General features: G+C 67.8%; 13 protein-coding genes. 1 reads left to right on the forward strand and 12 read right to left on the reverse strand.

What is annotated here, in order from left to right:
* Window positions 1-10 precede the first annotated feature (10 nt).
* The 12 genes from F624_RS0114550 to F624_RS0114605 form a co-directional block, all read right to left on the reverse strand.
* Window positions 11-1,834, reverse strand: a complete 1,824-nt coding sequence (locus F624_RS0114550; protein ID WP_019575049.1) for a branched-chain amino acid ABC transporter ATP-binding protein/permease — start codon at window positions 1,832-1,834, stop codon at window positions 11-13.
* Window positions 1,831-2,859, reverse strand: a complete 1,029-nt coding sequence (locus tag F624_RS0114555) for a branched-chain amino acid ABC transporter permease (protein ID WP_019575050.1) — start codon at window positions 2,857-2,859, stop codon at window positions 1,831-1,833. Before F624_RS0114555 ends, F624_RS0114550 begins: the two co-directional genes overlap by 4 nt.
* Before the next feature lie 104 nt (window positions 2,860-2,963).
* Window positions 2,964-4,109, reverse strand: coding sequence for an ABC transporter substrate-binding protein (locus tag F624_RS0114560; protein ID WP_019575051.1), 1,146 nt, complete (start codon window positions 4,107-4,109; stop codon window positions 2,964-2,966).
* A 70-nt stretch (window positions 4,110-4,179) separates the two neighbouring features.
* Entirely contained in the window at window positions 4,180-4,797 is a 618-nt protein-coding gene (locus F624_RS0114565) for a TetR/AcrR family transcriptional regulator (protein WP_019575052.1), read from the reverse strand.
* Window positions 4,798-4,823: 26 nt separating this feature from the next.
* A complete protein-coding gene (paaE, locus tag F624_RS0114570; RefSeq protein WP_019575053.1) occupies window positions 4,824-5,906 on the reverse strand; it encodes a 1,2-phenylacetyl-CoA epoxidase subunit PaaE in 1,083 nt (360 codons plus the stop codon).
* Window positions 5,907-5,951: 45 nt separating this feature from the next.
* Entirely contained in the window at window positions 5,952-6,494 is a 543-nt protein-coding gene (gene paaD / locus F624_RS0114575; protein ID WP_019575054.1) for a 1,2-phenylacetyl-CoA epoxidase subunit PaaD, read from the reverse strand.
* Entirely contained in the window at window positions 6,488-7,261 is a 774-nt protein-coding gene (paaC, locus tag F624_RS0114580) for a 1,2-phenylacetyl-CoA epoxidase subunit PaaC (RefSeq protein WP_031255063.1), read from the reverse strand. The genes paaD and paaC overlap by 7 nt, the downstream gene beginning before the upstream one ends.
* A gap of 8 nt (window positions 7,262-7,269) precedes the next feature.
* The gene (gene paaB / locus F624_RS0114585; protein ID WP_019575056.1) at window positions 7,270-7,560 is read right to left on the reverse strand and encodes a 1,2-phenylacetyl-CoA epoxidase subunit PaaB; all 291 of its coding nucleotides are present in this window, start codon (window positions 7,558-7,560) and stop codon (window positions 7,270-7,272) included.
* Window positions 7,561-7,584: 24 nt separating this feature from the next.
* Complete coding sequence (gene paaA, locus F624_RS0114590; protein WP_031255065.1) at window positions 7,585-8,595, reverse strand: 1,2-phenylacetyl-CoA epoxidase subunit PaaA; 1,011 nt, start codon at window positions 8,593-8,595, stop codon at window positions 7,585-7,587.
* Window positions 8,596-8,622: 27 nt separating this feature from the next.
* Window positions 8,623-9,939, reverse strand: a complete 1,317-nt coding sequence (paaK, locus tag F624_RS0114595; protein ID WP_019575058.1) for a phenylacetate--CoA ligase PaaK — start codon at window positions 9,937-9,939, stop codon at window positions 8,623-8,625.
* Window positions 9,940-9,958: 19 nt separating this feature from the next.
* On the reverse strand, window positions 9,959-10,396 hold the full coding sequence (gene paaI / locus F624_RS0114600; protein WP_019575059.1) for a hydroxyphenylacetyl-CoA thioesterase PaaI: 438 nt from the start codon (window positions 10,394-10,396) through the stop codon (window positions 9,959-9,961).
* An 8-nt stretch (window positions 10,397-10,404) separates the two neighbouring features.
* On the reverse strand, window positions 10,405-11,208 hold the full coding sequence (locus F624_RS0114605) for an enoyl-CoA hydratase-related protein (RefSeq protein WP_019575060.1): 804 nt from the start codon (window positions 11,206-11,208) through the stop codon (window positions 10,405-10,407).
* 204 nt (window positions 11,209-11,412) lie between these two features.
* On the opposite strand from F624_RS0114605, the gene F624_RS0114610 reads away from it, so the two are divergent.
* Window positions 11,413-12,033: a phenylacetic acid degradation protein PaaY gene (locus F624_RS0114610; RefSeq protein WP_019575061.1), complete on the forward strand. Its 621-nt coding sequence runs from the start codon at window positions 11,413-11,415 to the stop codon at window positions 12,031-12,033.
* Window positions 12,034-12,036: the final 3 nt, after the last annotated feature.

Here is a 12,036-nt window from a genome sequence, read left to right on the forward strand (position 1 = left end):
GTCGCGCTGCTCACAGGCCACCTCCATTGAGTTCGCCGCCGAGGTAGGCCTCAAGCACGCGGGGGTTGGCCTGCACTTCGGCGGGGGTGCCTTCGGCGATCACCTCGCCGAACTCCAACACCGTGATGCGGTCGGCCAGGTTCATCACGAATTCCATGTCGTGCTCGACCACCAGGATGCCCAGGCCTTCGGAGCGCAACTGGTCCAGCAAGGTGGCCAGGGCCTGCTTCTCCAGGTGGCGCAGGCCGGCGGCCGGCTCGTCCAGCAGCAGGGCGGCCGGTTGCCCGGCCAGGGCGCGGGCGATCTCGACCACGCGCTGCTGGCCCAGGGCCAGCGAGGCGGCCGGGCGATCGATGTACTCGGCCAGGCCGCAGCGCTCGATCTGGCGCCGGGCCTCGGCCAGGATGGCGGCCTCCTCGGCGCGGTCCAGGCGCAGCATGCTGGCGATCCAGCCCTTGCGGCCACGGCGGTGCGCGCCCAGGGCCACGTTCTCGAGCACGCTGCGCTGCCCCAGCAGGCGCACATGCTGGAAGGTGCGGCCCAGGCCCAGCGCGGCAAACTCACGCGAAGGCCGGCCCTGCATGGGCTGCTCCATCAGGCGCACCTCGCCCGAGGTGGGCTCGTCCACACCCGAGATCATGTTGAAGAAGGTGCTCTTGCCGGCGCCGTTGGGGCCGATCAGGGCATGCACCTCATGCGCCTTCAGGCTCATGTTGACGTTGTTGTTGGCCAGCAGGCCGCCAAAGCGGCGGCTCACCTGGCGTGCATCCAGCAGCACCTGGCCGGCGGGCGGCAGCACGCGCTGCTGCAGCGTGACGGCCGCGGCGGCCCCGACGCGGCGCACCTCGGGCTTGAGCCAGCGCCCCGAGGCGGCCTGCAGGCGGGGCCACAGACCGTCGGCAAAGCGCTGCAGCACGAACAGCATCAGCAGGCCGAAGACGATCACCTCGAAATTGCCACTGGCGCCCAGCAACTTGGGCAGCCAATCCTGCAGTTGCTCCTTGAGCAGGGTGATCAGGGCCGCGCCCAGCACCGCGCCCCACAGGTGGCCGGCACCGCCGACCACGGCCATGAACAGGTACTCGATGCCGATGTTGATGTTGAAGGGCGTGGGGTTCACAAAACGCTGCAGGTGGGCATACAGCCAACCCGAGATGGCCGCCAGCAAGGCCGCCAGCACAAACAGCTTGATGCGGTAGTGCGCCGTGTCCACGCCCATCGACTCGGCCATCACCCGGCCGCCCTTGAGCGCCCGGATGGCCCGGCCTTCACGCGAGTCCAGCAGGTTGTGCAAGGCCCACAGGCAAAACAGCAGCACGGCCCAGATCAGCGGCCCCAGGTACAGCGGCGAGGCCAGCGAGAAGCCCGCCACCGTCAGCGGCGGCAGGCCGGACATGCCGGTGAAGCCGCCCAGCACATCGAGGTTGCCGAACACGTAGTACAGGCTCAGGCCCCAGGCAATCGTGCCCAGCGGCAAGTAGTGGCCGGACAGGCGCAGCGTGACCGCGCCCAGAAAGCGGGCCACGGCATAGGTGGCCAGCAGGCCCAGCGCCAGGCCGACAAAGGGCAGCAAGCCCGGCGGAATGCCAGCCGGCAGCCAGGCTGCGGCCAGGGGCGAGGTGCACACCCAGGCCGTGGCGTAGGCTCCCAGGCCCACAAAGGCGGCCTGTCCGAAGGAGGTCATGCCGCCCACGCCGGTCAGCATCACCAGGCCGGCGGCCACCAGGGCATACAGGCCGATGTAGCTCATCACGGTGAGCGTGAATTCAGGCAGGAAACCCCAGGCCAGCGCCAGTGCGGCGATGCAGGCCAGGGTCAGTTGACGCGCGCTCATTCTTCGTCCTCCACATGGCGGCTGTTCAGTGAGCGCCACCACAGCACGGGAATGATCAGGGTGAACACCAGCACCTCCTTGAAGGCACTGGCCCAGAACGATGAAAACGCCTCCAGCTGGCCCACCATCACCGCACCGGCCAGGGCCAGCGGGTAGCTGCCCAGGCCGCCCACGATGGCGGCGACAAAGCCTTTCAGGCCGATCAGGAAGCCGGTGTCGTAATACACCGTGGTCAGGGGTGCGATCAGCAGGCCCGACACGGCGCCAATCAGGCCGGCCAGGGCAAAGCTCAGGTCACCCGACAGCTCGGTCGGGATGCCCATCAGGCGGGCCCCGACCCGGTTCATGGCGGTGGCGCGCAGCGCCTTGCCGATGATGGAGCGCTCAAAGAACACAAACATGGCCACCACGAGCACCGCGGCCATGGCCACCACCACCAGCGACTGGCCGGTGACGGGAATGCCGCCGAGGTCGAAACGCGCCTCCGAAAAGGCCGGCGTGCGGTAACCCTCGGCACCGAAGAACAGCAGGCCCAGGCCCACCAGCACCCCGTGCAAGGCCACCGAGACAATCAACAGGATCAGCACCGTGGCATGCGCCAGCGGGCGGTAGGCCAGGCGGTACAGCAGCGGGCCCAGGGGCACGATCAGGGCCAGCGTGGCCACCGACTGCAGCAGCAGCGACTGCGGCTTGACCAGCAGCACCAGGGCTGCGGCCAGGGCCGGCAGGGCCAGCGTCCAGACCGCCGTGGCGGCCCACTCGACCGGCTGGCCGCGCTGGTGACGCCAGGCCTCGACCACCAGGGTGGCCACAGCCAGCGCGATCAGCAGCCACAGCGTGGCCGGCACCTTGCCGGCCTGCATCATGGCCATCGACAGGGCGCCGAAAGCCACAAACTCGCCTTGCGGGATGAAGATCACCCGCGTGACCGAAAACACCAGCACCAGGGCCAGCGCAATCAGTCCGTACACCGCGCCATTGACGACGCCGTCCTGCCCCAGGATCAGGGCGATCTGAAGATCCATGTTGAAAATCCCGTTCAGGCCGACCCAAGGTCAGCAACAAAAAGGCAGGCTGGCGCCCCAGGGGTCATCCCCCCGGGCGTCAAAACAGCCTGCTCAGGCTGGGTTCAGGGCTGGAATTTCCAGGCGCCGTTCTCGATCTTGACCATCACGCGGCCGCGCTGGTCCAGGCCCAGGTGGTCGGCGGCCGAGGTGTTGAACACCCCGTGGGCACCGGCCACTTCCTTGACCTTCTCGAGTTCGTCGCGCAGTGCCGCACGGAAGGCCGGCGTGCCGGGCTGGCCCTTCTTGAGGGCGCCGGGCACGGCAGCATTGAGCACCAGGCCGGCATCCCACGCGTGGCCGCCGAAGGTCGACACATTGGCCTGGCCGTAGGCGCCGGCATAGGCGCTCACATAGGCCAGAGCCGACTTGCGCACCGGGTGGTCGGCGGGCAGCTGATCAGCCACCAGCACCGGGCCGGCGGGCAGGAAGGTGCCCTCCACATCCTTGCCGCCCACGCGCAGGAAATCGGCATTGGCCACGCCGTGGGTCTGGTAGAACTTGCCGGTGAAGCCGCGCTCCTTGAGCGTCTTCTGCGGCAGCGCGGCCGGGGTGCCCGAGCCGGCGATCAGCACCGCGTCGGGCTTGGCGGCCATGATCTTCAGCGCCTGGCCGGTCACCGAGGTGTCGGTGCGCGAGAAGCGCTCATTGCTGATGATCTGCAGCTTCTTGAGCTCGGCCGCCTTGACGAACTCCTTGTACCAACCTTCGCCGTAGGCATCCGAGAAACCGATGAAGGCCACGGTCTTCACCCCATGGTTGGCCATGTGCTCAGCCACGGCCAGCGACATCATGATGTCGTTCTGCGGGGTCTTGAAGACCCAGCGCTTCTTGGCGTCCTGCGGCTCGATCAGCGCGGCCGAGGCGGCCAGGGTGATCATCGGGGTCTGGGCCTCGGACACGGCGTCGATCATGGCCAGCGAGTTGGGCGTGGTGCTGGAGCCGATCACGACGTCGACCTTGCTCTCGGCGATCAGCTTCTTGGCGTTGCTGACGGCCGCGGTGGTGTCGGAGGCATCGTCGAGCACGATGTAATTGACCTTCTGGCCCCCCATGGTCTTGGGCAGCAGGGCCATGGTGTTTTTCTCGGGGATGCCCAGCGAGGCCGCCGGCCCGGTGGCCGACACGGTGACGCCCACATTGATGTCGGCATGGGCCAGCAGGCTGGCCAGCAAGGCGGTGGCCAGGGCCACGGGTTTGAGCAGTTTCACGGTTTGTCTCCTTCAGTTTCTAGGGGCGGTTTTGCCCCGCTTGATCGGTCAGTTTCAGACCAGCGATGGGTTAGTCCGACGTACGGGCCTTTGGCGGCTTGACAGCAGTCAACCCACCCATGAACAGATCCGCCACGATCGGAGCCATGGCATCGTAGTCGAGTTCCCCTTCGGGCTTCATCCAGGTAAACATCCAGTTGATCATGCCGAACAAGAGCATGGTCAATGGCTTGCTGAGTTCGGCCTGCAGCGACTCGCCGCGCACCTCGGCCACGGCCCGGGCAAAGCCGCTGACCACGTCGCGTTCGTGGTCCAGAACGCGCTCGCGATCGGCCTCGTCGAGGAACTTCACGTCTTCGGTCAGCACGCGGTGGGCGTCCTGGGCATCGGCGTATTCCTCGACGATGCGGCGGATCAGTTCGCGCAGGCGCTGCTCAGGCGCCAGGGCCTCGGCCTCCACCTCGACCACCAGCGCCTGCAGGCGCGACACATGGCCTTCGGCAATGCTGACCAGCAGGCTGTATTTGTCTTTGTAGTAGTGGTAGAGCGTGGCCTTGGACAGGCCACAGGCCTCGGCCACCTGGTTCATCGAGGTCGAGGGGTAGCCCCGCCGCGCAAACAGGTGCGCGGCCTGCTCCAGAATCATCTCGCGCTGGTCGTTGTAACCAGCAGCCCGTCCTCGGCCCATCGGTGTGTCCTTGTGTCTAGTTCAGTTCAACGTTCGTCAAATGATAGGACGACCCGCGGGGTCAACGGATGGGCTTGGCAGGCCAGCACAAAGCCGGCCTCGACCTCGGCCTTGTCGAGGGCGAAATTGCGCTCCATGCGCACCTCGCCTTCGAGCACCTTGCAGCGGCAGGTGGCGCACACGCCCGAGGTGCAGGAGAACGGCACTTCCAGGCCGGCCGCCGACGCCGCGTCGAGGATGCTGGGCTGGTCTTTGCTGAAGCCGATCTCGCGGTGCAGGCCGTCGCGCACGATGACCACGCGGGCGGTCTCGGCATCACCCGCCTGGGGCTGGTGCAGCACGGCCCCGGCGGCCGGGCCGGCACTGGCCACGCCAAAGCGTTCGATGTGGATGCGCTCTTCGGGCACGCCGGCGGCCTTCAGGGCCAGCTCGGCCTCGTCATTCATCTGGAAGGGGCCGCACACATAGACGTGGTCGATGCCGGCCGGATCGAGCACCTTGCCCAGGAAGGTGCCGAGCTTGTCGCTGTCCAGGCGACCGGCGTACAGAGGCGCATCGACATGCTCCTGGGTGAACACATGGTGCAGCGACAGGCGCGCCATGTAGCGGTTCTTCAGGTCCTCGATCTCTTCCTTGAACATGGTCGAGGCCGGGGTGCGGTTGCTGTAGATCAGGGTGAACTGACTGTGCGGCTCGCGTGCCAGCACGGTCTTCATGATGGACAGTATGGGCGTGATGCCGCTGCCGCCGGCGATGCCCACATGGTGGCGGCGCGAGGCGGGCTCGATGGGCACGAAGAAACGGCCTTGCGGGGCCATCACCTGCACGGTGTCGCCCACCTTGAGGTGCTGGTGGATCCAGGTCGAGAAGGCGCCGCCGTTGACGCGGCGCACCGCCACGCGCAGCTCGCCGTCGTCCACGCCGGCGCAGATCGAGTACGAGCGGCGCAGGTCCTTGCCATCGATGGTGCTGCGCAGGGTCAGGTACTGGCCCTGGGTGAAGCCGAAGGCCTCGCGCAGGCTGTCGGGCACGGAGAAGGAAACGATCAGGGACTCGGGCGTGTCCGCCTCGATGGCCTTGACCGGCAGGGGATGGAACATGACGCTCATGGCGGTCTCGCTTGAATCTGGTTGTTGTAGGAAGAGTCGATGGGTTCAGATCGGCTTGAAGTGCTCAAACGGTTCGCGGCAGCTCATGCAGCGGTACAGCGATTTGCAGGCGGTGGAGCCAAAGGCACTCAGGCGCTCGGTCTGCAGGCTGCCGCAGCGCGGGCAGGCCAGGCGCCGGCCCGAGGGGGTGCGCCCCACGAAGTGCATGGGCACGCCTTCGCTGAGGTCCACCGGGCCCGGCGGGGCAATGCCGTAGTCGAGCAGCTTCTGGCGCCCTTCGGCGCTGATCCAGTCGGTGGTCCAGGCCGGGGCGCGGCGCATCGTGACGCGTGCCGGGCCCAGGCCAGCCTCCGCCACCGCGGCCAGCACGTTCTGTTCGATCAGCTCGGTGGCGGGGCAGCCCGAGTAGGTGGGCGTGAGCACGATCTCCAGCCCGTCGTCGTGGGCCAGCACCTCGCGCACCAGGCCCAGGTCGACCACCGACAGCGCAGGCACCTCGGGGTCGAGCACGGTGCCCAGCACCTGCCAGACCGGTGCCAAAGCACCGCTTGCGCCGCTGGTGGGGACCACGGCGGCCTGGTTCACCACACGCCCCCGGGGAAGGCGCGCTGCAGATACTGCATCTCGGCCAGGATGAAGCCCATGTGCTCGGAATGCACGCCGCGCCGGCCGGTGCTGCGGTACACCGAATCGGCCGGCACCGGCAGCTTCACGGCGGCCAGCAGGGCGGCCATCTCGGCACGCCAGTCGGCCTGCAGTTCAGACCACTTCGGGCCCAGGCCGCTGGCGGCGGCCTGCTCGTCGATGGCGTCGTCCTCGAACAGCTCGGCGCTGTAGCGCCACAGCTGGGCCAGGGCGGCCTTCAGGCGGCGCGCCGACTCGTCGGTGCCGTCGCCCAGGCGCACCACCCAGTCGCAGGCGTGCTGCTGGTGGTAGCGCGATTCCTTCAGGGCCTTGCCAGCGATGGCGGCCAGCTCGGCATCGCTGGAGGCCGACAGGCGCTGCCACATCAGCTTCAGAAAGGTGGCCACCATGGCGTTGCGCAGCACGGTGAAGGCAAAGTCGCCGCGCGGCAGCTCGACCAGGGTGGGGTTGAGGTAGTCGCGCTCGTCACGCAAGAAGGCCAGTTGGTCTTCGTCATGGCCCAGGCCGCTGATCTGGCCCGCATGGGTCAGCAGCGCACGGGCCTGGCCGATCAGGTCGAGCGACATGTTGGTCAGCGCGATGTCTTCTTCCAGCACGGGGGCGTGGCCGCACCATTCGGCGATGCGCTGGCCCAGGATCAGGCAGGTGTCGCCCAGGCGCAGTACGTACTGGGTGGCCGCGTCGCGGCCAGGTTGGATGGAGGCTTGCATGGCGCGGCTCACATGTGGTTCACGGATTCGGGCAGTTGGTAGAAGGTGGGGTGGCGGTACACCTTGTCTTCCATCGGGTCGAAGAACATGCCCTTGTCGCCCGGGTCGCTGGCCACGATCTGGTCCGAGCGCACCACCCACACGCTGGTGCCTTCCTGGCGCCGGGTGTAGACGTCACGGGCCAGCTGGATGGCCATCTTGCTGTCGGCGGCGTGCAGGCTGCCGCAATGCTTGTGGTCCAGGCCGGCCTTGGCGCGGACAAACACTTCCCACAGGGGCCATTCGTTCTGGGTGGTCATGGAGGTCTCCTTGTCTTGCTTGAATCAGGCAGCCTGTTGCTGCGGGGTGTTTTTGGCGGCATGGGCCAGCGCGGCTTCGCGCACCCAGGCACCGTCTTCCCAGGCCTTGACGCGGGCGCCCAGGCGTTCCTGGTTGCAGGGGCCGTCACCGCCCACCACGCGCCAGAACTCGCTCCAGTCGATGGCGCCGAAGTCGTAGTGCTGGCGGGCTTCGTTCCACTTCAGATCGGGGTCGGGCAGGGTCACGCCCAGCACCTTGGCCTGCTCGACGGTGGCGTCGACAAACTTCTGGCGCAGCTCGTCGTTGCTGACGCGCTTGATGCCCCAGCGCATCGACTGCGCGCTGTTGGGCGACTGGTCGTCGGGTGGGCCGAACATCATCAGGCAAGGCCACCACCAGCGGTTGACCGAGTCCTGCACCATGGCGCGCTGGGCCTCGGTGCCGTGTTGCATCATGGTCAGCAGGGCGTCGTAGCCCTGGCGCTGGTGAAAGCTCTCCTCGCGGCAGATGCGGATCATGGCGCGGGCATAGGGGGCGAAGGAGCAGCGGCAGATCGGCACCTGGTTCATGATGGCCGCGCCGTCCACCAGCCAGCCGATGGTGCCCATGTCGGCCCAGTTCAGCGTGGGGTAGTTGAAGATCGAGCTGTACTTGGCCTTGCCGGTGTGCAGGGCGTCGAGCAACTGATCGCGCGAGGTGCCCAGGGTTTCGGCGGCGGCATACAGGTACAGGCCGTGGCCGCCCTCGTCCTGGATCTTGGCCAGCAGGATGGCCTTGCGCTTGAGCGTGGGGGCCCGGGTGACCCAGTTGCCCTCGGGCAGCATGCCGACGATCTCGGAGTGGGCGTGCTGGCTGATCTGGCGCACCAGGGTCTTGCGGTAGTGCTCGGGCATCCAGTCCTTGGCCTCGATGAAGTCGCCATCATCGATGCGGGCCTCGAAGCGCTCTTCGAGCAGGGCCTCCTCGGCCGAGCGGACCGCTTTGGGGCCGTCGCCGGGCTCGCGGGCCATGGTGTCCATTGCTTGGGTGTACATGGTGGAGTTCCTTTTCTGAAAGTGGCCTCAACGGGGCCGGGTGTCGATCACGCGCCGGGCCTTGCCGGTCAGCGTGCGTTCGATGGTTTCGGGTTCCTGCACCTGGACGCGGGTCGAGATGCCGACCAGGGTCTTGATGCGGTGCTTGAGCCAGTCGCCGATCTCCTTGACCTCGGCCGCACCGAGCGGGCCGGCGGCCGGCTGCAGTTCGCAGCGCACCTCGACCTCATCGAGGTTGCCGTCGCGCTTGACCAGGATCTGGTACTGGCCGGAGAGCTTGGCGTGCTGCAGCACGATCTCTTCGATCTGGGTCGGGAACACGTTCACGCCGCGGATGATCAGCATGTCGTCGCTGCGGCCGACGATCTTGCCCATGCGGCGGAAGGCGCGGGAGGTGGGCGGCAGCAGGCGGGTCAGGTCGCGGGTGCGGTAGCGGATGATGGGCAGGGCCTCTTTGCTCAGCGAGGTGAACACCAGTTCGCCCTCGGCACCGTCGGGCAGCACCTCACCGGTGAGGGGGTCGATGATCTCGGGGTAGAAGTGGTCTTCCCAGATCACCGGGCCGTCCTTGCTCTCGATGCATTCGCAGGCCACGCCGGGGCCCATCACTTCGGACAGGCCATAGATGTCGACCGCGTCGATGCCGGCCTTGGTCTCGATGTCGCGGCGCATGGCCTCGGTCCAGGGCTCGGCCCCGAAGATGCCCACCTTGAGCGAGCTGGCCGCGGCGTCCAGCCCCTGGCGTGCAAACTCTTCGATGATCACCTGCATGTAGCTGGGGGTGACCATGATGATGTCGGGCTTGAAGTCGGTGATCAGCTGCACCTGCTTCTCGGTCTGGCCACCCGACATGGGGATCACTGTGCAACCCAGGCGCTCGGCGCCGTAATGGGCGCCCAGGCCGCCGGTGAACAAGCCATAGCCATAGGCCACGTGCACCGTGTCGCCGCGGCGCCCGCCGGCCGCGCGGATCGAACGCGCCACCAGATCGGCCCAGGTGTTGATGTCGTTCTGGGTGTAGCCCACCACGGTCGGCTTGCCGGTGGTGCCCGACGAGGCATGGATGCGCGCCACCTGCTCACGGGGCACGGCAAACAGGCCGAAGGGGTAGTTGTCGCGCAGGTCGGTCTTGACCGTGAAGGGGAACTTGCTCAGGTCGCTGAGCTGCTTCAGGTCGTCGGGGTGCACGCCCTTGGCATCGAAGGCCTTCTTGTAGTGCGGCACGTTGTCGTAGGCGCGCTGCAGCGTGGTGCGCAGGCGGCTCAGTTGCAGGGCGGCGATCTCGTCGCGGCTGGCGGTCTCGATCGGATCGAGCTCTCCGGGGGCGGGGGTCTTGGCGGTCATGTGGGTCTCTCCTGATACTTCAGCCGGCCACCGCCGGCTTGCCTTTGAGGGTGTAGGAGCGCCCACGGAACACCGCGATGCGCTCGCCGTTCTGGTTGCTCACCTCCACGTCGTACACGCCGGTGCGGCCGGCCTTGGAGACCTCGGTGGCGCGCGCGGTCAGCACGTCGCCGGCGCGGGCCGGGGCCATGAAATCGACGCTGAAGCCCGAGGCCACGGTGAGTTCGTTGTACGAGTTGCAGGCAAACGCGAAGGTCGAGTCGGCCAGGGTGGAGATGAGCCCGCCATGGCAGGTCTTGTGGCCGTTGAGCATGTCCTCGCGCACGGTCATGCTGAGCACGGCGCCGCCGGGCGTCACTTCATGGATCTGCATGCCGAAGCCCAGGGTGACGTTGTCGTTGGCCAGCATGCCGACGCGCACCAGATCAGCGGTTTGTTGGGGGGTGAGTTCAGACATGGCGGGGCTCAGCGATCGGTGAAGACGGGGGCGCGGCGCTGGCCGAAGGCGGCCACACCTTCCTGGTAGTCGTGGGCGGCGCCCAGCTGGCTTTGCAGGCGCGCCTCCAGGGCCAGGGCGCCGTCGAGCGACAGGCCCTGCGCCTCATCCAGCGCCTGGCGGGTGGCCACCAGGGCGCGCGAGGGCTGGGCGGCCAGACGCTCGGCCAGGGCGGCGGCCTCAGCGGCCAGCGTGTCGTCGTCGACGCAGCGCCAGATCAGGCCCATCTGCTCGGCCTCGGCGGCCGGCAGCTTGTCGCCCAGCAGGGTCAGGCCCAGGGCCTTGCCCCGGCCCACCAGGCGCGGCAGCAACCAGGTGCCGCCGGTGTCGGGCACCAGGCCGATCTTGCTGAAGGCCTGGATGAAGCTGGCCGAGCGCGCGGCCAGCACCAGATCGCAGTTCAGCGCCAGGTTGGCGCCGGCACCCGCCGCCACGCCATTGACGGCCGCCACCACCGGCACCGGCAGGCTGCGCAGGCGCTGCACCAGGGGGCGATAGAAGCGTTCGATCACCTGACCCAGGTCTTTCGGTGCCGCACCGGGCGTGGTGTCAGGGGCCACGCTGGGGTCGGCCAGGTCCTGCCCGGCGCAGAAGCCGCGCCCGGCCCCGGTCAGCACCACGCAACGCACGCTGGCATCGGCGGCCACGGCATCGAGGGCGGCCAGCAGCTGGGCGTGCATCTCGCCGGTGAAGCTGTTCAGGGCCTGCGGGCGGTTCAGCGTCAGGGTCCGGACCGCGCCGTTCTGGCGGGTCTGGATCAGGTCGTCGCTCATCGTGTCTCCTTGAGTGGGTCAGGTGCTTCAGGCGGCGTGGGGCGGCAACTGCCCCAGACCGTCTTTGCGCTGGCGCAAATCTATGTTTAACCGTCCAGTCGGTCGATAATACTATCGAGACTCTTTCTGACGCAAGTCAAAGCCCCCAGTGAAAACCCTAGGCCGGATCCAGACAGGCCGCCCAGATTCCAAGGAGACCCACTCATGCCCTGCTACGCGATCGATGGTGTTGTGCCCGTCATCCACCCCAGTGCCTATGTGCACCCCACGGCCGTGCTGATCGGCGACGTGATCGTGGGCCCCGACTGCTATGTCGGGCCCTGTGCCGCGCTGCGCGGCGACTTCGGGCGCATCGTGCTGCACCGCGGCGCCAATGTGCAGGACACCTGCGTGGTGCATGGCTTCCCCAACCAGGACACGGTGGTCGAGGAAAACGGCCACATCGGCCACGGCGCGGTGCTGCACAGCTGCGTGGTGCGGCGCGACGCCCTGGTGGGCATGAACGCGGTGGTGATGGACGAGGCCGAGGTGGGCGAGCAGGCCATCGTGGCGGCCAGCGCCTTTGTGCCGGCCGGCACCAAGGTGCCGCCGCGCACCCTGATGGCGGGGGTGCCGGCCAAGGCCTTGCGCCTGTTGCGCGACGAAGAGATCGCCTGGAAACTCGAAGGCACCCGCACTTACCAGGCGCTGACCCGGCGCTGCCTGGCCTCGATGGTCGAGGTCAGCCCCCTGACCGAACCCGAGGCCCAGCGCCCTCGCCTGCCGGCCACCGAGGTGCACTCGCTGATCGCCACCCGGCGCCAGGAGACGACACCGGCCGTCTGACGA

Source organism: Curvibacter lanceolatus ATCC 14669, from assembly GCF_000381265.1.
In the GTDB taxonomy this organism is placed as follows: Bacteria; Pseudomonadota; Gammaproteobacteria; order Burkholderiales; family Burkholderiaceae_C; genus Curvibacter; species Curvibacter lanceolatus.

What these genes read in the sequence shown, in the direction of transcription:
- paaC (WP_031255063.1), bottom strand. Translation starts at nt 7,261, where the DNA reads ATGCAAGCCTCCATCCAACCTGGCCGCGACGCGGCCACCCAGTACGTA.
- F624_RS0114565 (WP_019575052.1), bottom strand. Translation starts at nt 4,797, where the DNA reads ATGGGCCGAGGACGGGCTGCTGGTTACAACGACCAGCGCGAGATGATT.
- F624_RS0114555 (WP_019575050.1), bottom strand. Translation starts at nt 2,859, where the DNA reads ATGGATCTTCAGATCGCCCTGATCCTGGGGCAGGACGGCGTCGTCAAT.
- F624_RS0114550 (WP_019575049.1), bottom strand. Translation starts at nt 1,834, where the DNA reads ATGAGCGCGCGTCAACTGACCCTGGCCTGCATCGCCGCACTGGCGCTG.
- F624_RS0114610 (WP_019575061.1), top strand. Translation starts at nt 11,413, where the DNA reads ATGCCCTGCTACGCGATCGATGGTGTTGTGCCCGTCATCCACCCCAGT.
- paaI (WP_019575059.1), bottom strand. Translation starts at nt 10,396, where the DNA reads ATGTCTGAACTCACCCCCCAACAAACCGCTGATCTGGTGCGCGTCGGC.
- paaK (WP_019575058.1), bottom strand. Translation starts at nt 9,939, where the DNA reads ATGACCGCCAAGACCCCCGCCCCCGGAGAGCTCGATCCGATCGAGACC.
- F624_RS0114605 (WP_019575060.1), bottom strand. Translation starts at nt 11,208, where the DNA reads ATGAGCGACGACCTGATCCAGACCCGCCAGAACGGCGCGGTCCGGACC.
- paaE (WP_019575053.1), bottom strand. Translation starts at nt 5,906, where the DNA reads ATGAGCGTCATGTTCCATCCCCTGCCGGTCAAGGCCATCGAGGCGGAC.
- paaB (WP_019575056.1), bottom strand. Translation starts at nt 7,560, where the DNA reads ATGACCACCCAGAACGAATGGCCCCTGTGGGAAGTGTTTGTCCGCGCC.
- paaA (WP_031255065.1), bottom strand. Translation starts at nt 8,595, where the DNA reads ATGTACACCCAAGCAATGGACACCATGGCCCGCGAGCCCGGCGACGGC.